This is a genomic window from Xanthobacter sp. DMC47 (genome assembly GCF_056313845.1).
This window is the reverse complement of the sequence record NZ_JBQUZM010000004.1, coordinates 1,258,619-1,278,297: the sequence shown is the minus strand read 5'-3', so window position 1 is coordinate 1,278,297 and position 19,679 is coordinate 1,258,619. Positions and strand designations below refer to the sequence as shown.

The window sequence follows — 19,679 nt, the reverse complement described above, 5'->3', positions numbered from 1 at the left end:
TTTTCGGCCAAGAATTAGGGGATGGGGGCATCATATGGCCGCCTTTCATGAGATTTTGTTCCCTCTGGAGGTCGCTCTCGGCGCTTCCGGCGGTCCCGAGCGCGTCACCGAGGTCGTCACGACCGCCTCCGGACGCGAGGAACGCAACACCCGACAGGCTGATTCGCGACGCCGATGGGATGCCGGTTACGGGGTGAAGACCTTCGCCGCGCTGGCCGAAATCGTCGCCTTCTTCGAGGAGCGTCGCGGGCGTCTCCACGGCTTCCGCTGGCGCGATCGTCTCGACCATTCCTCGGCCGCTCCGCAAAGCGAGGTGAGCGCCCTCGACCAGCTGATCGGCGCGGGTGACGGAGCGCGCGCCACCTTCGCGCTGACGAAGCGCTACGGCGCCCTCCACGCGCCCTATCTGCGCGCCATCACCAAGCCCTTCGCGGGCAGTGTGAAGGTCGCGGTGAATGGCATCGAACACGTTGAGGGCGCACATTTTTCGCTCGATGCCACGCGCGGCGAAATCACCTTCGCCGCGGGTGCCATCCCGCCCCCCGCGGCGGTGGTCACGGCCGGCTTCCGCTTCGATGTTCCGGTGCGCTTCGACACCGATTTCCTGGAGGTCGATCTCTCCGCTTTCGCGGCCGGCGCGATCCCCCGCATCCCAATCATCGAAATCCGCGTGTGAGGCCGAAAATGCGCACCCTCGATCCCGCGCTCGCCGACCATCTCGCGAGCGGCGTCACCACCCTGTGCCGCGCATGGCGCGTGACCCGCCGCGACGGCACCGTGCTCGGCTTCACCGACCATGATCGCGACCTCGTGGTGGAGGGCGTGACCTTCATCGCCGCCTCCGGCGTCGCGGGTTCCGAGAGCAGCGAGGCCCAGGGGCTTTCGGTGACGGGCACCGAGCTTTCCGGCGCGCTCAGCGCCGACGCGCTCGATGCCGCCGACCTCGCCGCCGGCCTCTATGACGGGGCGGGCGTGGACCTCCTCCTCGTCAATTGGCAGGCGCCCGCGCAGAACCATCTCCTGCGGCGGGGAACCATCGGCGAGGTGCGCTCAGAGGATGGTGTGTTCACCGCCGAGATCCGCGCCCTCGCCGATGCCTTCAACCAGACGCGCGGGCGCCTCTTTACCCCCACCTGCGATGCCGATCTCGGCGACGCGCGCTGCGGCGTGGACCTTTCCGCGCCGGCCCATTCCGCGCGCGTGGTGGTGAGCGCGGTGGAGGGCGCGCTGCGCCTGCGCGTCGCTGGCCTGGACGGCTTTGCGGCCGGCGCCTTCGCGCGGGGGCGTGCGGTGTTTGCGGGCGGTGCCAATGCCGGCTTCGTCACCGAGGTGAAGGCGCATCTGGTGGATGCCGAAGGGGTGGTCCTGCGCCTGTGGCAGCGCCCGCCGTTCGAGATTATGGAGGGCGACGGGATCGCCCTCACCGCCGGCTGCGACAAGCGCTTTGCGACCTGTCGCGACCGCTTCTCAAACGCATTCAATTTCCGCGGCTTCCCGCACATGCCGGGCAACGATGCGGTGATCTCCGTCGCCATCCCCGGCGAGGGCGGCTACGACGGGAGCCTCCGGGAATGAGCGTGGCTCCTGATCGCGCCGCCCTCCGCGCCGCTATCCTGGCCGAGGCCCGCGCCTGGATCGGCACGCCCTATCTCCACCGCGCCTCGCTGAAGGGCCACGGCGCGGACTGCCTCGGCCTCGTGCGCGGCGTCTGGCGCGCGGTGGTGGGCCCGGAGCCCGAGGCGCTTCCATCCTACGCGCCGGACTGGGCCGAGGCCTCCCGCAGCGAGACGCTGGCCGACACCGCGCGGCGCCATCTCGTCGCGCTTCCGCTGGCCGAGGCGCAGCCCGGCGACGTGCTGCTGTTCCGCTTCCGCGAGCACCTTCCGGCGAAGCACGCGGCGCTGCTCTGCGACGGCGGGCGGATGATCCACGCCTATGACGGCGCGAGCGTCTGCGAGACCGCCCTCACGCCTTGGTGGCGCCGGCGGCTGGCCTATGCCTTCGCGTTTCCGGCGGCGGGGTAGGGGCACGTGACACCCCTCTCCCCTTGTGGGAGAGGGGGCGGGGGTGAGGGGGCGGCGCATCCGCCTGTCCGCTCTTCCGCCCCGTCTTCACCAGCACCAGCCAAGCGGAAAAATACCCCTCACCCCAGCCCTCTCCCGCAAGGGGAGAGGGAGGCCCTTGCGGCGCGGACGGGCGCATGTCGCCGCGGCGACTTCCCCATACTGCCCGCCGTCATGCCCCGGCTCGTCCGGGGCATCCACTGAGCCGCTTGCGCGCTGCCCGGAAACCCGAACCCGCCGAACCGTGGATCGCCCGGACGCGCCGGGCGATGACGGTGCGCTGTGGCGGGTTCGGATCACCGTCATCCCATCCCACCATCCCGGAGCCCTTTCCCATGGCGACGCTGCTTCTCGGCGCGGCCGGCGGCCTTATCGGCGGCGCGCTCTTCGGACCCATCGGCGCGGTGGCGGGGCGGGCGCTGGGCGCGCTCGGCGGCTCGGTCATCGATGGCGCGCTCCTCGGCGGCAACCGCTCGCGCCATGCGGAAGGCCCGCGCCTCACCGACCTCGACGTGATGGCCTCCACCGCCGGCGCGCCGCTGCCCCGCATCTACGGCCGCGCGCGCCTCGCCGGGCAGGTGATCTGGGCCACCAAGCTGAAGGAGGTGAAGAAGGAGGAGACGCAGTCCGTCGGCGGCAAGGGCGGCAGCCTGTCCGCTAGCACCACGACTTACACCTATTACGCCAATTTCGCCGTGGCGCTCTGCGAAGGCCCGGTCTCGCGCATCGGCCGCATCTGGGCGGACGGCAAGCTGCTGGATACGCGGCGCCTCCACATCACGCCCCACCTCGGCGGCGCGGACGAGGCGCCGGATTCCTGGATCGAGGCGAAGCAGGGGGCGGCGGGGACGCCGGCCTATCGCGGTGTCGCCTATCTCACCTTCCGCAATCTGGAGCTGACCGACTACGGCAACCGCCTGCCGCAGATCACCGTGGAGGTGGAGCGCTCCATCGGCGCGCTCGAGAAGCAGGTGAAGGCGGTGACGCTGATCCCCGGCGCCACCGAATTCGGCTACGACACGCGCAACATCCGGCAGGTCTATGGCGAGGCGAGCTACGGGCCGGAGAACCGGCACGTCACCAGCTTCTTCAGCGATTTCGAGGCCTCCCTCGACCAGCTCATCGGCGCCTGCCCGAACCTGGAGCGCGTCTCGCTGGTGGTGTCCTGGTTCGGCGACGACCTGCGCGCCGGCGCCTGCGCCGTGCGGCCGAAGTGCGAGCGCGTGAACAAGGCGACCGCCCCGGCGCTGTGGAGCGTGGGCGGGCAGGCGCGCCTCACCACGCCCGCCGTCTCCCAGTACGAGGGCCGCGCGGCCTATGGCGGTACGCCCTCCGACGACAGCGTGGTGCGCGCCATCCAGCGCATGGCCGAAGCCGGGCTGAAGGTGACGCTCAATCCCTTCGTCATGATGGACATCCCGGCCGACAACACGCGCCCCGATCCCTGGACCGGCGCCGCCTCCCAGCCAACCCATCCCTGGCGCGGGCGCATCACGTGCGATCCGGCGCCGGGGCGGATTGGGACGGTGGATGGCACGGCCGCCTGCCGGACGCAGATCGCGGCGCTGTTCGGCACGGCGGCGGCGGGGGACTTCACCCGCGTCGGATCGAGCGTGATCTATCACGGGCCGGAGGAGTGGAGCCTCAGGCGCATGATGCTGCACTACGCCCATCTCGCCGTCGCGGCGGGCGGGGTGGAGGCCATCCTCATCGGCTCGGAAATGGCCGCGCTCACCCGCCTCACGGACGACACCGGCGCCTTCCCCGCGGCCGAGGCGCTGGCCGCGCTTGCTGCCGAGGTTAAGGCGGTGGTGGGGCCGTCCACCCGCGTCTCCTACGCTGCCGACTGGACGGAATATGGCGCGCAGGTGCTCGCCTCGGGCGACGTGCGCTTTCCCCTCGATGCGGTGTGGAGCGCCGATGCGGTGGACTTCATCGGCATCGACTACTACCCCCCGCTCGCCGACTGGCGCGACGGTTCCACCCATCTCGATGCGGCGCTGGCGCAGTCCATCCACGACCGCGCGTATCTCAAGGCCAACCTGCGCCGGGGCGAGGCTTTCGACTGGTTCTATGCGGACGATGCCGCCCGCACGGCGCAGGACCGCAGCCCGATCACCGACGGTGCCTTCGGCGAGCCGTGGGTGTATCGCCAGAAGGATCTCTGGTCCTGGTGGGCGAACGCCCATCACGAGCGCATCGCGGGCGTCCGCAACGCGAGCCCCACCGCCTATGTTCCCGGCGCCAAGCCCATCCGCCTGATGGAGGCGGGGTGCCCGGCGGTGGACAAGGGCGCCAACCGGCCGAGCGCCTTCCCGGATGCGAAATCCGCCGAGAACCGCTTGCCGCCCTTCTCCTCCGGTGCGCGGGACGACCTCATCCAGCGCCATGCGCTGGAGGCCATCCTCGCCACGTTCGGCGCGGATGCGGACCCCACCGACAACCCGGCCGCCACGCTCTATCCCGGCCGCATGATGGAGCCCGACGCGCTCTTCCTGTGGAGCTGGGATGCGCGGCCCTATCCCCAGTTCCCCTACGCCACCGACGTGTGGGCGGACGGGGCCAACTGGGCCACCGGCCACTGGCTCACCGGCCGCCTCGGCGCCGCGCCGCTGGATGCGCTGGTGGCGACACTCGCCGCCGATTTCGGCATTGCGGACGTGGACAGCGCGGGCCTCTCGGGCGCCGTCGAGGGCTATGTGGTGGAGCAGCCCATGACCGCCCGCGCGGCGCTGGAGCCGCTCGCCCGCGCCTTCGCCTTCGAGGCGGGGGAGGAGGCGGGCCGCATGGTGTTCCGTCCGCGCGGACAGGGGGAGGTGGCGCAGATCGCCACCGACGACCTGGTGCAGGCCGAGGGCACGCCGCTCCTCGCCGTGACCCGCGCGCAGGAGACCGAGCTGCCGCTGGAGGTGACGGTGGGCTTCGTCGACGCCCTGCGCGATTACCGCCGCGCCACCGTCTCCTCCCGCCGCCTCGCGGGGAAGAGCCGGCATGTGACGCAGGCCGATCTCGCGGTCGTCGCCTCCGATGCCGTGATGGTGCGGGCCGCCGATGTCTGGCTTCAGGACTTGTGGGCCGGGCGGGAAACGCTGACTTTCTCCCTGCCGCCCTCCTTGCTCGCGCTTGCTCCCGGCGACCTCGTGCGGCTGACCTTCGATGGCCGCACGCGGCTCGTGGAGATCGTCCGCGTGGAGGCGGCGGAGGCGTTGGCCATCACCGCGCGCACCATCGAGCCGGAGGTGTTCGACGTGGCGCTGGCAGAGGAGGGGGCGGGCGCCATCGCGCTGCCCGGCGCCTCCGGCCCGCCCGCCGTGCGGGTGCTCGACCTGCCGGCCTTGTCGGAGGCGGAACCCGTGCCGCTGCAATGGCTTGCGGCGGCCGCATCGCCCTGGCCGGGGACGCTCGCCATCTGGCGCTCCACCGATGGCGCGACCTTCGAGACGCTGGCGCCCGTCACCGCCTCTGCGACCTTCGGTACCCTCACCGCGCCGCTGGCGCCGGGGCCGCTCTGGCGGTTCGATCGGCACAACGCGATGGAGGCCAGCTTGCAGACCTCCCTCCTCGTCTCGGCCAGCGAGGCCGAGGTGCTGGCTGGCGTCAACCTCCTCGTGCTTCTCGCCGATGACCGCCCGCCAGAGATCGTCGCCTTCACCGAGGCGGAACTGGTTGATGCCGGCAGCTATCACCTCACCGGCCTGCTGCGCGGCCTCGCCGGCACGGAAGGCGCGGGGGCGGAGGCGTGGCCGGCGGGGACCCGCATCGTGCGGCTCGACGGTACGTTGGTGAGCGTGGCCAGCGGCGTCGCGGCGCTGGGGCGTTCCTTCGTCTACCGCGTCGGCTCGGCGCGGGATGACCAGGGCGCGGAGGAGGTGACGGAAGTCGCCGCCACCGTCTCCGGCCGCGCGCTCGCGCCGCTCTCGCCGGTGCATGTGCGGGCGCGGCGGACGGGGGCGGGCGTCGCGCTCTCCTTCATCCGCCGCACCCGCATCGCCGGCGATGGCTGGGAGGCGGTGGAGGTGCCGCTGGGCGAGGCGAGCGAGGCCTACCGGCTCGAAATTCTCGACGGCGGGACGGTGCGGCGCAGCTTCACCCTCACGTCCCCCGAAGCCCTCTACGCGGCGGCCGACGAGATCGCCGATTTCGGCGCCCCGCAGGGCGAACTCACCGTCCGCATCGCGCAGCTCTCGGCCAGCGTCGGCGCGGGCGCGGCGGTCACGGCCACCGTGCGGCCGTAAGGCCCTTCTCCTTCCATCGAGGTCCAGCCATGTCCGAGCAATCGGCGAACCTGGCGCTGCCGTACATCGCGGCGGCCCAGGCGCAGAAGCATGTCACCCATAACGAGGCCATCCGCCGCCTTGATGCCTTCGTGCAGCTGGTGCTGGAAAGCGCCACCGCGACCGCCCCGCCCGCATCGCCCGCCGAGGGCGCGCGCTGGTTCGTCCTGCCCGGCGCCACCGGCGCTTTCGCCGGCCGGGCGGGGATGATCGCGGCCTATGAGGCGGGCGCATTCGACTTCCTGCCCGTGGCGGCGGGCTTCCTCGCCTTCATCCGCGACGAGGGCCGGCTCGCGGTGTTCGACGGTGGCGCGTGGGTCTCGCCTCTGGCGGCCAGTGCCCATCGCGGCGCGATCTCGGCCGAAGTGCGGGAGGCGGATGCGACCCTCTCCGGTGCCACTGTGGACACCGCGCTGGTGATCCCCGACCGGGCCATCGCGCTCGGCGTTTCCACCCGCACCCTCACTGCCGTCACCGGCGCCTCCGCCTACGACTGCGGCATCGCCGGGGAGCCCGCGAAGTTCGGCGGCAGCCTCGGCGCCGCGGCGGGCGCCACCAACATGGGCGTCATCGGTCCCACCGCCTTCTACGCGCCCACCCCCATCCGCCTCACCGCCGTCGGCGGCAGCTTCAGCGGCGGGACGGTGCGCCTCGGCCTTCACCTCCTCCTCCTTGCCATTCCCGGCGCCTGACGCGCGTCGCGCGGCCGCCTTTCGGAGACTTCCCATGGCCTATGATCCCGCCCGCGACCCCATGCGGGGGCTCGCCGCCTCGCTCTCCTCGCCGACGCGGCAGATGACCCGTGTCACCCCCTCCGACAGCGACGAACTCGCCGCTTACGCCAAGGCCGTGTGGGTGTTCGTGCCGGAGGATGTCGCCGGCGGCGTGGCCACCGTGCGCATCACTCCCGTGGGCGCGGACGATGCCACCCGCATCGACGTGCGCGCCCTGCCGGGCCTCCAGCCCCTGCCGCCCTGCCAGGTGCGCCGGGTGTGGGCCACCGGCACCAGCACGGGCATCGACATCTACGCCTTGATCGACCGCTGAGCGGAGCGGCGGCCATGCTGTCCCTCGCCCTCTCCGCGGCCGCCATCCTGCGCGGCCGGCGCGGGCTCCGTCCGCCCCGCGGCTTCATCTTCCTCGTGGATGCCGATGGCTCGCCGCTGACCGACGCGGACGGCGCGCGCCTCATCGAGCGCATCTGAGCGGCCCCCGCGGGCCGCCGCTCCAGCCCGCACCCCCATTCCCCATGCCCGGATCGCCCGTGCCGCACCCCCGGCACGGGCGTGTTTTGACCTTTGCTCAGGAGTTGTTCATGTCGTCTCGAAACTGGAACCAGAGCACCGCCGCCCTGAAGACCCGCCTTCAGCAGGCGCTCGCGGCGCAGTCCCAGCCGGTGTATCAGCAGCCGTGGATCGCCCCCGGTGCCTGGTCGTCGGGCATCGCCATCCTTCAGGGGCAGGTGAAGGTCAATTCCGTCGGCCAGCGCTACATCGCGGTGAACAGCGGCACGACCGGCGCCACCGAGCCGACCCATGCCTCCGGCGCGGCGATCAGCGATGGCGGCGTGCTGTGGGCGCATCTCGGCTCCTACACGGATGATCCGGCCAGCCGGACGGATGCGCCGACCCTCACGCTCACCGGCGGCGGCAGTGCCCCGGCGGGCCTCAGCTTCCTCGACGTGTGGGCGAACCGGTCGTTCTTCACCTTCAACGGTTGCACGCCGGTCCAGAAGTATGCGGATCGGCTGGAGTGCAACACCTTCATGGCTAATGCCTCGGGGCAGAAGGTGGGCGGATGCTCCGTCGCGTTTCGCTCGGACGCCAACTACATCGGTTTCGAGGTCATCAACAGCACGGCAGGCTACTGTGTCCATGTGGACGGCCGGCCGGTGACTGCGGATGCCATCTATCCGAACAATGTCAGCAATCTGGTCTTCACCCTGACGTGGGGCGACCAGCGTGTGCGCACCTATGAGGTGTTCTTCGGGAAGTCGTCGGCGATCTTCGGGCGACTTCTTGTCTCTAACCGGGATCAGTTCTGGCCTTCGGTGCCGGCCGTTCCCGTTGTCGGTGCCTTCATCGGCGACAGCTATCTGGACGGCTCCAGCTACGGCCCCTTCATTCTCAGCAACACGCTCTCGGCGGCGTTCGGGCGTCTTGCCGGCATCCGGAACATGTGGCGCTTCGGCATCGGCGGCACCGGGCTTCTGAATCCCAACGCCGCGCAGGGGCCGTTCTACACCTACCGCGAGCGCCTGCCGCAGGTGCTCGCGCTGAAGCCGGACGTGATCTTCGTCCAGGGCTCCACCAATGACGTGAGCTACACCCAGCAGGCCCTGACCACGGAAGCGCTCGCCTTCCTCGACAGCATCCGTTCCGCGACCAGCGCCCCGGTGTTCTGGTTCGGCCCGGCGCCGCTGGCGGGGAGCTATTCGTCCATCCAGACCGTGGACGCCGCCATCGCCGCGGCGGTCGCGGCGCGGCCGAACAAGAACATCTTCTACAAGTCCATGGTCACCGCCACGCCGCCCTGGCTGACCGGCTCGCACAACAACGCGGGCTCCAGCTGGTCGTCCAACATCGGGCAGTGGATCGGCGGCGACAACGTGCACCCCGTGGACAAGGGCACGCTGTACCTCGCCGGTCGCATGGCCGCGAGCTACGCCAACGACCTCCTGCCGCTGGTGGCCTGAAGACAGCGCGGGAGGGGCGAAATCCGCCCCTCCCGCGTGCCGCCGCGTGCGCGGCGATGCAATCCCGCCTTTCCTCATCAGGACATTTCGCAATGGCTGCCGAAAGCTTCGCGCCGGCGCTCGCCGCCGTGCTCCGCCACGAGGGCGGATATTCCAACCATCCCGACGATCCCGGCGGCCCGACCATGAAGGGCATCATCCAGCGCGTGTACGACGCCTGGCGCCGCTCCAAGGGCCTTCCCGCGCGCCCGGTCCGCGAGATCGAGGATGCCGAGCTGAAGGAGATCTACCGCCGCCAGTATTGGGACGCGGTGCGCGCCGATGAGCTGCCCGCCGGCATCGACTATGTGGTGTTCGACGGCGCGGTGAATTCCGGCCCCGCCCAGTCCGCCAAATGGCTCCAGCGTGCGCTCGGCCTCTCCGCCGACGGGCAGGTGGGGGAGGTGACGCTCAATGCCGCCCGCGCCGCCGCCGAGCACGCGCCGGCCGGCCTCGTGGATGACATCTGCGACCGTCGCCTCGCCATGCTGCAGGCGCTGCGCACCTGGCCGGTGTTCGGCAAGGGCTGGGGGCGGCGCGTCGCCGACGTGCGCAAGCTCGGGAAATCCTGGGCGACCGGCGGGCGGACGTCCTCGGTCGCGGTGCCGGCCAGGGACGGGGAGGGTGCCAAGGGCGCGCTCGCCAGCGCCAAGCCCGCGCCGCGGCCCGAGGCGGGTGCGGGTGCGGTTGCCGGCGGCATCGTCGCTTCCACTGTTGCCGAGGCGGCGCGGCAGATCGAGCCCCACGCGGCGGGTTCGCCCCTGCTCGCCAACGTGTTCGCCGTCCTCACCCTGCTTGGCCTCGCTGCCACCCTCGCCGGCCTCGGATGGGTGTGGTGGAGCGCGCACGCGGGCGCGAAGCGGGCAGAGGTGCTCGACCTCGGAACCGGGGCGGCGGGGGAGGCGAAGCCGTGAGCGGCGCGCTCGACGCTCTCGGCGGTTTCTTCGGCTACGCCGTGCCGTGGTGGGCCTGGACCCTGCCGGGCGCCCTCGCCGTGGTGCTGCTGCTTCGCCTGTTCGGCGTGCGGGCGGCGGGGATGGCCGCCGCTGTCCTTGCCCTCATCCTCGTCACCCGGCGCGCCGCCCAGCGCGGCTATGACCGCGCCCTGAAGGACGGAGAACGCGATGTCTCGAAAAGCCTTTCTGCCGCGCGGTCTGCGCGGGATGCTGCCGCTCGCCGCGACGGCGATGCTCGCCGGCTGCACGACGACGATGGGTTCCGGCGCGACTAGGGTCTATTGCGGCGCCGCCGCCCCCATCCGCTGGTCGCTGTCCGACACCGAGGAGACCATTCGCCAGGCCAAGGCCGCCAACGCGGTGGGCCGGCGGCTGTGCGGCTGGCGGTGAGGGGGGAGGATAGGGGCTTGGGCGCGCTCCCCCCACAAAGCCCGCGCGGCGCTTGAGCGTGGCCACCAAAAAGCCCGCGCGGCGCTTGAGCGTGGCCCACTCGGCTCCGGTCGAACAGACCGGAGCCGATGGCTCAAGTCTCGCCTGCGGCGCCCCGTCATCGCTGACAGGCGCGCAAGGCTCTGTCATTCTTGGCCTCTCTCGCTTAAGGAGGATCAGGCGAAGGCGGAGGGGCACCGTGCGCTTGTTGGTGATCGAGGACGATCCCGAGCTGAACCGGCAGCTCGTCGAGGCGCTCGGCGACGCGGGCTATGCCGTCGATCGCGCCTATGACGGCCTTGAAGGCCAGTTCCTCGGCGAGACCGAGCCCTACGACGCCATCGTGCTCGACATCGGCCTGCCCAAGCTCGACGGCATCTCGGTGCTGGAAAGCTGGCGACGGGCGGGCAAGACCACTCCCGTTCTCATCCTCACCGCCCGCGACCGCTGGAGCGACAAGGTGCAGGGCTTCGACGCCGGCGCCGACGATTATGTCGCCAAGCCCTTCCACATGGAGGAGGTGCTGGCCCGCCTGCGCGCGCTGCTGCGCCGCGCTACAGGGCACGCCTCCAGCGAGATGTCCTGCGGTGCGGTGCGGCTCGATACCCGCTCCGGCCGCGTGACGGTGGACGGCAATCCGGTCAAGCTCACGTCGCACGAATATCGCCTGCTCTCCTACCTCATGCACCATGCGGGGCGGGTGGTGTCGCGTGGGGAGCTGGTCGAGCATCTGTACGACCAGGATTTCGACCGCGATTCCAACACCATCGAGGTGTTCGTCGGGCGCCTGCGCAAGAAGCTGGACTGCGACGTGATCCAGACCGTGCGCGGCCTCGGCTATCTGCTCGCCGCACCCGAGGAGCCGCGCTGATCCATGGCCGGTTCCCGCGAGGCGGCAGCCTGCAAGGCGACCTCCTGACATGGCCGCGAACGCCGCGCGGCCGCCGGAATACACGCCCGGCTCCCTGGCCTTCCGTCTCGTGCTCTCCGCCATGGCCATCACCGTGGTGGTGCTGCTGGTGGTGGGGCTCGTGCTCGCCTCCCTCTACCGCAGCTCCGCCGAGCGCGCGTTCGACCGGCAGCTCGACATCTATCTGAAGATCATCGTCGCCGACGTCGCCAACGCGCCGGATCGGCTGCCCGATCCGGCGGCGCTGGCCGATCCGCTGTTCGCCTTCCCCAATTCCGGCTGGTACTGGCAGATCGCGCTGAAGTCCGGCGGGCAGCTTGAGCGGCGCACCTCGCGCTCGCTGGTGGGGGCCAGCCTGCCGCTGCTCGCCGAGCAGGGCATCCGCGGCCGCCCCGGGCTCATGCGGCAGGGCTATGCGACCGGGCCGGGCGGCGTCGGCCTGCGCGTCGTGGAGCGCGACGTGGACCTCGGCACCGATGCCCATTACGTGGTCTCGGTGGCCGCGGTGGCGTCCGATCTCGAAGCCGAGATCTCTGCCTTCAACCTCTCGCTGGCGGCGACGCTCGTGGTGCTGGCCTGCGCCTTCCTGCTGGTGGTCATCGTGCAGGTGCGGTTCGGGCTGAAGCCGCTCACCCGCATCTCGGAGGCGCTCTCGGATGTGCGCTCCGGCAAGGCCGAGCGGCTGGAGGGCACGTACCCCATCGAGATCGTGCCGCTGGTGCGGGAGGTGAATGCCCTCATCGACGCCAACCACGAGATCGTGGAGCGCGCCCGCACCCATGTGGGCAACCTTGCCCATGCGCTCAAGACTCCCCTTTCCGTGCTGATGAACGAGGCCGGTACCCGCGACGACCCCCTCGCCATGCGGGTGCGCGACCAGGCCGGGGTGATGCGGGACCAGGTGGCGCACCATCTGGAGCGCGCCCGCATGGCGGCCCGCATCTCGGTGGTGGCGAGCGTGTGCGAGGTGACGCCCGTCATCACCTCGCTCGCCCGCACCATGGAAAAGATCCACCGCACCAAGGACCTCGCCATCGACGTGCACATTCCCGAGGATGTGCATTTCCGCGGCGAGCAGCAGGATCTCGAGGAGATGTTCGGCAATCTCATCGACAATGCCTGCAAATGGGCCTCCTCTCGCGTGGAGGTGGAGGTTCTGGTGGAGCGGCCGCGCACCCCTAGCGACCGGGTCTATTTCCACGTCACCATCGACGATGACGGTCCGGGCCTTGATCCTGCGCGGCGTGTGGATGTGGGGCGACGCGGGCGGCGGCTCGATGAATCCAAGCCCGGCTCCGGGCTCGGCCTCTCCATCGTCCACGAACTGGCCCTGCTCTATGGCGGGCGGTTCGAGCTGAGCTCGGCCCCCATCGGCGGCCTTCGGACCGAACTGGTGCTGCCGGCCGCCGCGGCGCCGCCCCCACCCACCTGACGTTTCGGGACGGCGCGGCCCCGGGGGTGACACCGTGGCGCCACAGGCTGCGGCAAACCGTCTTCACAGTGAGGCTTGCGGCGCCTAAGAGAGCCCGTCAGCCTCTTTGTCGCCCCAATCGGTGATCCGATGGGCTGGTCTGAGCGTTGATGACGTGCACGGGCATTCGCCCGGGTCCGTCCTGCCCGTTGTTCTGCCCGAGGCCTGTTCATGTTCGTCCGCGTGTTCCGCGTTCCTCCCGCGTTCGCAGCGGTCGTCGCCCTTGCGCTCGGCGGGTGCGCGACCGACAACACGGGCAACAAGGCGACGGCGGCGCTCGCGGCCCTGCCCACGGCACCGGTGATGTCGGGCACTGTCTCCGGCGGCCTCATCAGCGGCGGAATCGGCAATGGGCTCGACGATGGCGACCGGCAGCGCGCCTACGACGCCGAGATTTCGGCGCTGGAGACGGGCGGCCCCGGCTATCCCATCGGCTGGAAGGGCGACGGCAACGCGCGCGGCACGGTCATCGCCGGCCCGCCCTACAACCGTGCCGGCTACCAGAGCTGCCGCGATTATTCCCACACCATCTATATCGACAATCGCCCTCAGATCGCCCGCGGCGCCGCCTGCCGCACGGCGGACGGCCGCTGGCAGCCGGTGAGCTGATCTGCGCGCCCAAAGGGTGCGCTCCAAGGCTGCTGCGCGCTGAAGGCGCCCGCCGCCTGAGGCGGTGCGGGCGTGGAAAGCGGGGACAGGATTTCGCGACAGGCTGCGCGGCCGCCTGAGGCGCGCCGCGGTCGGCCCGGCGGGCCTCAGTAGGACATGAGCAGTGGAACCTTGCAGTCCTCCAGCAGCGACTCGGTGACCCCTCCCAGCACCCATTCGCGGATGCGCGAGTGGTTGAAGGCGCCCATGACGATGAGGTCGGCGCCGATCAGCCCGGCCTGCTCCCGTAGGGTCTCGGCGACGCCATCCGGGCTCACCACCAGATTCTTCACCTCCACATGGACGCCATGGCGCGCCAGATGGGGCGCCAGCTCGGCGCCGGGCACCTCATGCGCCAGCTCCTTTTCCGAGCCGATGGCAAGCACCTCCACCGAGGCGGCGGACTTGAGGATGCCCATGGCGTCGTTGACGGCCCGCGTCGCCCGCACGCTGGCGTCCCAGGCGATCAGAACGCGGTCGTGCTTGAAGGTGTCCACGCCGGGCGGCACCACGATCACCGGCCGGCCGCTCTCGAACAGCAGTGCCTCGATCAGCCCCCGATCGGCATTGACGGTCGCGACCTCCGCGTCGAGCACAGCGATGTCATGGACCCGCGCCTGGGCGACGAACAGCTCGACCAGCTGCCCATAGCCGAGCTGCGGCGCCTCCACCGAGGCTGCGACACCGGCGGCCGCCGCATCGCCCCGCGCCCGCTCCGCCACCGCCTGCGCGAGCTGCTTCAGCCGGCGGTTGTGGGCGGCGACGAGGCCGGTCGCGACGTTGCTGACGAAGGTATTCCCCATCACCACCTTGAGCGAGGCCGCCTGGATGGTGGCGTGGGCGCCGGACTGCTGGGCCAGCGAGAGGCCATAGGCGAGAGCGGCAGAGGGCTCATCGATGCCCTCTTCGGTCATGCCGATGAGTACGCTTTTTATGTTCTGCACCATTTGGCGTTTCCTCCTGACACAAGATCAAGGTACCCGAAGGCTTCAGCTTGTCGTTGCGTCATGTCAAGGCTGCAGAGCGCGTCTGCCGGTTGCCAGCCCATTCCCTTGAGGTAATAAGGGGTGCAGGGGGTGCCGATGATCGACGATCTGAACCTGTTCGCGAGCCAGCTGGTGACGCTCTGGGTCGTGCTGGAGCCGCTGAGCCATCTCAGCATGTTCCTCGCCACCACCGACCATCTCGACCGGCAGGAGCGGCACAAGGTGGCGGCCATGGGCACCGCCTTCGCCTTCCTGATCCTTGTGGTGTTCACGCTGATCGGTCGGATGCTGCTGGAGGCGATGGGCATCTCCATCCTCGCCTTCCAGATCTCCGGCGGCATCATCCTGTTCTATTTCTCGATGACCATGATCTTCGGGGCGATGACACCCCATGCCGTGACGCCCGCCCCCGAGCGGCGGCTGACCCATATCGCCATCTATCCCATCGCGACGCCCATCATCGCCGGGCCGGGCGCCATCCTCGCCATGGTGCTGTTCTCCGACAACAACCGGGGTGCGCCGCTCTCCCAGCACCTCGTCACGGTGAGCGTGCTGGTGCTCATGTCGCTGGTGCTGTTCGCCATCTTCTGGCTGGGCGACTACATCGCCAAGGTGCTCGGCGAGGGCGGAGCGAGCCTCCTGCGGCGGATCATGGGCATCCTGCTCGCCGCCTTCTCGGTCAATCTGGTGCTCAACGCCTTCCAGAAATGGCTCAACCTGCCGCCGATCTGAGCGGCGGCAGGCTGGCTTTCTCGGGCCTTCAGGTCAGGCCTCGATCTTCTCCACATCCGGCGCGATGCCGGGCGAGGTCGGCGAGCCGTCGTCCAGCGGCGCGAGGTGGTCCACCACCATCTGCCGGAAGCGCGGAATGCCCTTGTAGGCGGCGATGTCCGGATGCAGGTCGCGCAGCACGCGATGCAGCCGCCGACGCCACTTCGGCACCTTGGCGATGTCCGCTACGCTGGTCAGATAGCAGCGGATGCCGAACAGGATGGCGTTGGAGCGGGGCAGGCGATAGAGCGTCTGCAGCTCCACGCGCAGATGCACCTTCTCCGCCACGTTCTCCGGCGTGATCGACGCCTTGTCCGGCCCCCACACCGGATAATTCTCTGGCGAGGTGTCGAGGCGCGGGTTCACCGTCATGGTCCAGTTCAGGCGGCGCACCGGCTGGCCGTACTGGAGGCGCAGGAGATACTTCAGCGCCCGGTCGAACACGCCCTTCTCGTGCGCCAGCGGCACCGGGCCGTGCCATTCCTGGAAGCTCATGCCGATATCGAACTCCAGCGACCAGTCGGCCTGGGTCGTCACCATGCCGCCGTCCACGAAGAGGTTGTCCTCGCGCTGGTCCTGAAGGGTGAAATCGCCCTGCGCCTGCCGGGTGATGTACTCGAACGGCCCGCAGGGCAGCGTCTCGGCCTTGCCGAAGATGAAGCTCTGCTGGATGCCGAGCGGCCGGTTCACCCAGGTCCAGGCGTCGCCGTCCTTGGACAGGGTGAAGTGCTCGGGATAATCTGCCGCGAGGCTTTCCATGATGAGCTCGAGGCTGTCCCACTCCGCCGTCATCATGTGCGGCAGCACCTGGCAGCGCTTGGGGTCCTCGGCGAGGATGCGGGCGCGCTCCTTGCACTCGGCGATATAGTGCTCGTCAACGTCGAACACCGCCTGGAAGGCCGCGGTGGGCCCCCCGCGCACGTGCGGCTCGATGTTCACCGAATACATGTAGCTGTCTTCGGGGAACGGGAACGGGAAGCGCAGGAGATCCTCGGGCGACTTCTTGTAGGTGAAGGTGTCGCGGAAGGTCTCTGCGGGCTTGAACTGAAGGGTCATGGAACCTCCCGGGATCACAGGTCGATGACGATGCGCGGGCCGCGGGCACGCGACACGCAGGTCATGATGAGGGTGCCGGCCGCCTTCTCCTCCGCGGAGAGGAAGTCGTCGCGGTGCTCCGCCTCGCCCTCCACGAGGGGGGTGGCGCACTGGCCGCAGGCGCCGCCGCGGCACAGGCACGGGGCCTCCACGCCGGCCGCCTCGATGGCTTCCAAGAGGCTCTGGCTCTCGCCCACCTCCACCTCGATGCCGGACTTCCGGAGCACGGCGCGGAACGGCAGGCCGGTGACGTCGCCGCCGAAGCTCTCCTTGTGCACCTTGCCCTTGGGCCAGCCGAGCGCGGCAGCGGTGGAGGCCACCGCCTCCATCAGGCTGTGCGGCCCGCAGACATAGACATGGGTGCCCAGCGGCTGGCGCGCCAGCAGGCCCGCAAGATCGAAGGCGGCGCGGCCGCCGCCGTGCACGCGGATTTCCTCGCCCGCCGCATAGGGCGCGAGCAGGCGCTCGAACACCGGCACTTCCTCCAGCGTTGCGAGCTGGTGCAGCTCGAAGCGCGCGCCGCGCGCCTTCAGCTCCGGCAGGAAGGACAGGAGCGGTGTGATGCCGATGCCACCGCCGATGAGCAGGTGCTTCTTCGCGGTGGAGGCGAGCGGGAAGAGGCTCACCGGATTGGCCATCTCCAGCACGTCGCCCGGCGCGACCCGCCGATGGAGATAGGAGGAGCCGCCGCGCGACTGGGCGACGAGGCGCACGATGATGTCGTAGCGCGCGCGCTCGGAGGGCGGGGAGACGAGGGAATAGGCGTTCTTCATCACCCGCGCCCCGTCGCGCAGGGTGAGGAGCACGTGCCCACCCGCCGGCGGAGTGGGGAATACGCCGCCGTGGGCGGGCTCGAAGGAGAAGCGCTTGAGGCTCGGCGCAAGCTCGACGATCTCGCGCACGCGCACATTGAAGGGCTGGGCGGCGGTCATGCGTAGAGCTCCTCGGCCTCGGGCACCTCACCGGGCACCTCGGCGTCCACCTGGACGGCCATGAAGGCGGCGAGCCGCCGTGAGAAATGATCGCGCACGAACAGGGATGCGCCGCAGCCCGGGCAGGTGAAGATGGAGGTGGTGACACCCTCGCTCACCGTCCGGCAGTGGACGCAATAGATGCGCCGCGCCTTCGGGCCGACCGCGGCGAAGGCGGTCTCCTGCCGGCTGAGGCCGGCCTTCTCGGCGCGCCCCCACACATCCCACAGGAACGGCTCGGCGCCGGCCGCATAGAGGCGCAGCCCCATGGTTTCGCGGGCGAGCCGCTCCTCCAGCGCGGAAAACAGGTGCGGCACGGAGCGGAAGACGGCGACGCTGCCCGGCGCCTCCTCCATGGCCGGGGCGGAGGGCACGGCGCTGCGCCGGGCCACCGTCCAGACCTCGAAGGCGGAGGGGGTGACCCCCTCCGCCAGCGCTTCAGCCGGGACCTCGGCCGCCTCAACCACCAGGAGGTGGTGCCGTCCGGACGGGTCCGGGGCAATGGGGGCGTACGTCGGGCGGCTCTTGATACCCTGGTCGCTCATTTCGTCTCCGTTCAATAGACCGCAATGCTGCGGGCCACGATGATGACAACGGCGCCAAGCACGAGGGCGAGGTAGGGCAGCATCCCCGCTCGCGTGCCGGCACCGGGTTCGGCCTTGAGGTGCATGTCCTCCATCATCGCCGCCGGGAACTGGCCCTTGTCCGTCACATAGTGCCGGAACAGGAACACCGGGATGATGGCGGCCGATACGATGAGCCCGGTGACCAGCGTGCCCGCGCCCCAGATGTCGGCACCCATGCCGAGCAGGAACAGGTTCACGTAGGCAAGCACCGTACCCATGCCGATGAGCCAGACGGGGGCCTTGAAGGGGCGCTCCCAGGCGGGGCGGTCGATGCGGTGCATCCAGGCGGAATTCAGGTTCAGGAAGTTGAAGAGGATGTAGCAGACGTTGGAGATGGCAAGGATGAACACGTAGTCCGACATCATCAGCAGGATGAGGTTGAACCCGAGGTCCGTCCACATGGCGCGGGTGGGGGCGCCGTTCTCGTTCACGTGGCTGAGGTACTTGGGCAGCCAGCCGTCCACCGACGCCTGGTAGAGCGTGCGGGAAGAGCCGGCCATGGAGGTGATGATAGCCAGCATGAGCGCGAGGATCAGCATCACCACGATCACGGTGTGGACGATGGGTCCGCCCTTGATCATGTCCGCCATGGCGCTGGCGACACCCATGCCGGAATAGATGTCGGCGGAGAGGATGCCGGAATAGACCGCCGGCGTCGTCACCGTGCCGGAGGCGTCCAGCACCGCCGGGGTCACGAGCTGGCCGAGGCCGAGCACGCCCTGGAAGGAGATGGGCACGATGGTGAAGACGAAGATGCAGAGCAGGCCCGAGTAGAGGATGGCCTTGAAGGTATCCGTCTTCGGGTCGCGGAACTCGCGCGTGTAGCAGACCGCGGTCTCGAAGCCGTAGGTGGACCACGCGGCGATGAAGAGGCCGCCGGCCATCAGGGTCAGGCCCGCCATGTTCCACTCGCCGGCGATCACCTTGCCGGCCTCGTCCTTGGCGAGCGGGGCGAACGGCCCGAGGTTGGCGGCGAGCACGTCGCCGGTGAACAGCGGCACGAGGCCGATGAGGATCAGCGGCAGCAGCGCCACCACGCCGAGGATGACCTGCACCTTGGCGGTCTGGCTGATGCCGCGGTGCTGGATGGCGAAGGCGACGAGCAGCAGCACCGCGCCGAGGATGAAGGTGGCGTTGATGCGCAGCGCGAGGCCCGCCTTCAGCCAGCCGAGATCCACCAGCGTGAGCTGCCAGGTGTTGATGGCGGCATCCGGCGCGAACAGGATGGAGAGCACGTAGCCCGCCGCAAGGCCCGAGCCGATGGAGAGCACCGGAGACCAGGCCAGCCAGTTGCACCACACCGAGAACGGCGCGAGCAGCTTGCCGTAGCGCACCCAGGCGATGGCGCCGTAGACCGAGGCCCCGCCAGACTTGTGCGGGAACAGGCCGGCGATCTCGGCGTAGGAGAAGGCCTGGATGAAGCCGAAGATGATGGACAGGATCCACACGAACCAGGCCGGCGCGCCTACCGTGGCGCCGATGGCACCGATGGAGAAGAGCACGAGGGCGGGCACGCCGCTCGCGATCCAGAAGGCGCCGGTCCAGCTGATCTTGCGTTGAAGCGTGCCGGCCTCAGGCGCGGCGATCGCCTCGTTGGTTGCTGCGATGCTCATGTTATTCCCCTCAATTATGGAGGGGAGTTTCCAGAGAAGAAACTTTTTTGTCAACGTATAAATTGGCCAACTGGATGGTGAAAGCGGCTCAATTTGCACGCATCGCCCGCTCAATGCTTGGGCATGCTATCG

The 19,679-nt window shown here is 69.9% G+C and carries 20 protein-coding genes; 15 read left to right on the top strand and 5 right to left on the bottom strand.

The genetic code is table 11. From position 1 onward, the window contains the following. Positions 1–34: 34 nt before the first annotated feature. From ACT54R_RS17715 to ACT54R_RS17650, 14 genes are all read left to right on the top strand, one after another. Positions 35–676 (top strand): phage distal tail protein, Rcc01695 family, encoded by a 642-nt coding sequence (locus ACT54R_RS17715; protein WP_476328459.1) that lies wholly within the window; start codon positions 35–37, stop codon positions 674–676. 8 nt (positions 677–684) lie between these two features. Next, positions 685–1,575, top strand: coding sequence for a DUF2163 domain-containing protein (locus ACT54R_RS17710; protein WP_476328457.1), 891 nt, complete (start codon positions 685–687; stop codon positions 1,573–1,575). After that, positions 1,572–2,024 carry an NlpC/P60 family protein gene (locus ACT54R_RS17705; protein ID WP_476328455.1) on the top strand — a complete coding sequence of 151 codons (453 nt, stop codon included), beginning with the start codon at positions 1,572–1,574 and terminating at the stop codon, positions 2,022–2,024. The genes ACT54R_RS17710 and ACT54R_RS17705 overlap by 4 nt, the downstream gene beginning before the upstream one ends. Before the next feature lie 374 nt (positions 2,025–2,398). Then, the gene (locus tag ACT54R_RS17700; RefSeq protein ID WP_476328453.1) at positions 2,399–6,298 is read left to right on the top strand and encodes a baseplate multidomain protein megatron; all 3,900 of its coding nucleotides are present in this window, start codon (positions 2,399–2,401) and stop codon (positions 6,296–6,298) included. Between the two features lie 29 nt (positions 6,299–6,327). Further along, positions 6,328–7,029, top strand: a complete 702-nt coding sequence (locus tag ACT54R_RS17695) for a DUF2793 domain-containing protein (protein WP_476328451.1) — start codon at positions 6,328–6,330, stop codon at positions 7,027–7,029. Between the two features lie 34 nt (positions 7,030–7,063). Then, the gene (locus ACT54R_RS17690) at positions 7,064–7,384 is read left to right on the top strand and encodes a spike base protein, RCAP_Rcc01079 family (protein WP_168459184.1); all 321 of its coding nucleotides are present in this window, start codon (positions 7,064–7,066) and stop codon (positions 7,382–7,384) included. Between the two features lie 14 nt (positions 7,385–7,398). Beyond that, a complete protein-coding gene (locus ACT54R_RS17685; RefSeq protein ID WP_476328449.1) occupies positions 7,399–7,542 on the top strand; it encodes a hypothetical protein in 144 nt (47 codons plus the stop codon). A gap of 110 nt (positions 7,543–7,652) precedes the next feature. Beyond that, positions 7,653–9,032 (top strand): SGNH/GDSL hydrolase family protein, encoded by a 1,380-nt coding sequence (locus tag ACT54R_RS17680; RefSeq protein ID WP_476328447.1) that lies wholly within the window; start codon positions 7,653–7,655, stop codon positions 9,030–9,032. A gap of 92 nt (positions 9,033–9,124) precedes the next feature. Beyond that, positions 9,125–9,985, top strand: a complete 861-nt coding sequence (locus tag ACT54R_RS17675) for a glycoside hydrolase family 108 protein (protein WP_476328445.1) — start codon at positions 9,125–9,127, stop codon at positions 9,983–9,985. After that, positions 9,982–10,302 (top strand): hypothetical protein, encoded by a 321-nt coding sequence (locus tag ACT54R_RS17670; RefSeq protein WP_476328443.1) that lies wholly within the window; start codon positions 9,982–9,984, stop codon positions 10,300–10,302. Before ACT54R_RS17675 ends, ACT54R_RS17670 begins: the two co-directional genes overlap by 4 nt. Continuing rightward, positions 10,283–10,417, top strand: coding sequence for a hypothetical protein (locus ACT54R_RS17665; protein WP_476328441.1), 135 nt, complete (start codon positions 10,283–10,285; stop codon positions 10,415–10,417). Before ACT54R_RS17670 ends, ACT54R_RS17665 begins: the two co-directional genes overlap by 20 nt. Positions 10,418–10,655: 238 nt before the next feature. Then, complete coding sequence (locus ACT54R_RS17660) at positions 10,656–11,327, top strand: response regulator transcription factor (protein ID WP_168459179.1); 672 nt, start codon at positions 10,656–10,658, stop codon at positions 11,325–11,327. Positions 11,328–11,376: 49 nt separating this feature from the next. Continuing rightward, a complete protein-coding gene (locus ACT54R_RS17655; RefSeq protein WP_476328439.1) occupies positions 11,377–12,798 on the top strand; it encodes a sensor histidine kinase in 1,422 nt (473 codons plus the stop codon). Between the two features lie 210 nt (positions 12,799–13,008). Beyond that, a complete protein-coding gene (locus tag ACT54R_RS17650) occupies positions 13,009–13,446 on the top strand; it encodes a hypothetical protein (RefSeq protein WP_476328437.1) in 438 nt (145 codons plus the stop codon). A 146-nt stretch (positions 13,447–13,592) separates the two neighbouring features. Here ACT54R_RS17650 and ACT54R_RS17645 read toward each other — a convergent pair whose 3' ends face one another. Beyond that, the gene (locus ACT54R_RS17645) at positions 13,593–14,432 is read right to left on the bottom strand and encodes a universal stress protein (protein ID WP_476328435.1); all 840 of its coding nucleotides are present in this window, start codon (positions 14,430–14,432) and stop codon (positions 13,593–13,595) included. Positions 14,433–14,567: 135 nt separating this feature from the next. Between ACT54R_RS17645 and ACT54R_RS17640 the strand changes: the two genes are divergently transcribed. Then, complete coding sequence (locus tag ACT54R_RS17640; protein WP_476328433.1) at positions 14,568–15,203, top strand: MarC family protein; 636 nt, start codon at positions 14,568–14,570, stop codon at positions 15,201–15,203. A gap of 33 nt (positions 15,204–15,236) precedes the next feature. Here ACT54R_RS17640 and ACT54R_RS17635 read toward each other — a convergent pair whose 3' ends face one another. The 4 genes from ACT54R_RS17635 to ACT54R_RS17620 are packed head-to-tail and all read right to left on the bottom strand — an operon-like array spanning position 15,237 to position 19,547. Further along, on the bottom strand, positions 15,237–16,298 hold the full coding sequence (locus ACT54R_RS17635; RefSeq protein ID WP_476328432.1) for a heme-dependent oxidative N-demethylase family protein: 1,062 nt from the start codon (positions 16,296–16,298) through the stop codon (positions 15,237–15,239). A gap of 14 nt (positions 16,299–16,312) precedes the next feature. Then, the gene (locus ACT54R_RS17630) at positions 16,313–17,269 is read right to left on the bottom strand and encodes a PDR/VanB family oxidoreductase (RefSeq protein ID WP_476328430.1); all 957 of its coding nucleotides are present in this window, start codon (positions 17,267–17,269) and stop codon (positions 16,313–16,315) included. Then, the gene (locus tag ACT54R_RS17625) at positions 17,266–17,853 is read right to left on the bottom strand and encodes a dimethylamine monooxygenase subunit DmmA family protein (RefSeq protein ID WP_476328428.1); all 588 of its coding nucleotides are present in this window, start codon (positions 17,851–17,853) and stop codon (positions 17,266–17,268) included. The genes ACT54R_RS17630 and ACT54R_RS17625 overlap by 4 nt, the downstream gene beginning before the upstream one ends. Before the next feature lie 11 nt (positions 17,854–17,864). Next, positions 17,865–19,547, bottom strand: a complete 1,683-nt coding sequence (locus ACT54R_RS17620; RefSeq protein ID WP_476328426.1) for an APC family permease — start codon at positions 19,545–19,547, stop codon at positions 17,865–17,867. Between the last annotated feature and the right edge of the window lie 132 nt (positions 19,548–19,679).

What these genes read in the sequence shown, in the direction of transcription:
- ACT54R_RS17715 (WP_476328459.1), top strand. Translation starts at nt 35, where the DNA reads ATGGCCGCCTTTCATGAGATTTTGTTCCCTCTGGAGGTCGCTCTCGGC.
- ACT54R_RS17710 (WP_476328457.1), top strand. Translation starts at nt 685, where the DNA reads ATGCGCACCCTCGATCCCGCGCTCGCCGACCATCTCGCGAGCGGCGTC.
- ACT54R_RS17705 (WP_476328455.1), top strand. Translation starts at nt 1,572, where the DNA reads ATGAGCGTGGCTCCTGATCGCGCCGCCCTCCGCGCCGCTATCCTGGCC.
- ACT54R_RS17700 (WP_476328453.1), top strand. Translation starts at nt 2,399, where the DNA reads ATGGCGACGCTGCTTCTCGGCGCGGCCGGCGGCCTTATCGGCGGCGCG.
- ACT54R_RS17695 (WP_476328451.1), top strand. Translation starts at nt 6,328, where the DNA reads ATGTCCGAGCAATCGGCGAACCTGGCGCTGCCGTACATCGCGGCGGCC.
- ACT54R_RS17690 (WP_168459184.1), top strand. Translation starts at nt 7,064, where the DNA reads ATGGCCTATGATCCCGCCCGCGACCCCATGCGGGGGCTCGCCGCCTCG.
- ACT54R_RS17685 (WP_476328449.1), top strand. Translation starts at nt 7,399, where the DNA reads ATGCTGTCCCTCGCCCTCTCCGCGGCCGCCATCCTGCGCGGCCGGCGC.
- ACT54R_RS17680 (WP_476328447.1), top strand. Translation starts at nt 7,653, where the DNA reads ATGTCGTCTCGAAACTGGAACCAGAGCACCGCCGCCCTGAAGACCCGC.
- ACT54R_RS17675 (WP_476328445.1), top strand. Translation starts at nt 9,125, where the DNA reads ATGGCTGCCGAAAGCTTCGCGCCGGCGCTCGCCGCCGTGCTCCGCCAC.
- ACT54R_RS17665 (WP_476328441.1), top strand. Translation starts at nt 10,283, where the DNA reads ATGGGTTCCGGCGCGACTAGGGTCTATTGCGGCGCCGCCGCCCCCATC.
- ACT54R_RS17655 (WP_476328439.1), top strand. Translation starts at nt 11,377, where the DNA reads ATGGCCGCGAACGCCGCGCGGCCGCCGGAATACACGCCCGGCTCCCTG.
- ACT54R_RS17650 (WP_476328437.1), top strand. Translation starts at nt 13,009, where the DNA reads ATGTTCGTCCGCGTGTTCCGCGTTCCTCCCGCGTTCGCAGCGGTCGTC.
- ACT54R_RS17645 (WP_476328435.1), bottom strand. Translation starts at nt 14,432, where the DNA reads ATGGTGCAGAACATAAAAAGCGTACTCATCGGCATGACCGAAGAGGGC.
- ACT54R_RS17640 (WP_476328433.1), top strand. Translation starts at nt 14,568, where the DNA reads ATGATCGACGATCTGAACCTGTTCGCGAGCCAGCTGGTGACGCTCTGG.
- ACT54R_RS17635 (WP_476328432.1), bottom strand. Translation starts at nt 16,298, where the DNA reads ATGACCCTTCAGTTCAAGCCCGCAGAGACCTTCCGCGACACCTTCACC.
- ACT54R_RS17630 (WP_476328430.1), bottom strand. Translation starts at nt 17,269, where the DNA reads ATGACCGCCGCCCAGCCCTTCAATGTGCGCGTGCGCGAGATCGTCGAG.
- ACT54R_RS17625 (WP_476328428.1), bottom strand. Translation starts at nt 17,853, where the DNA reads ATGAGCGACCAGGGTATCAAGAGCCGCCCGACGTACGCCCCCATTGCC.
- ACT54R_RS17620 (WP_476328426.1), bottom strand. Translation starts at nt 19,547, where the DNA reads ATGAGCATCGCAGCAACCAACGAGGCGATCGCCGCGCCTGAGGCCGGC.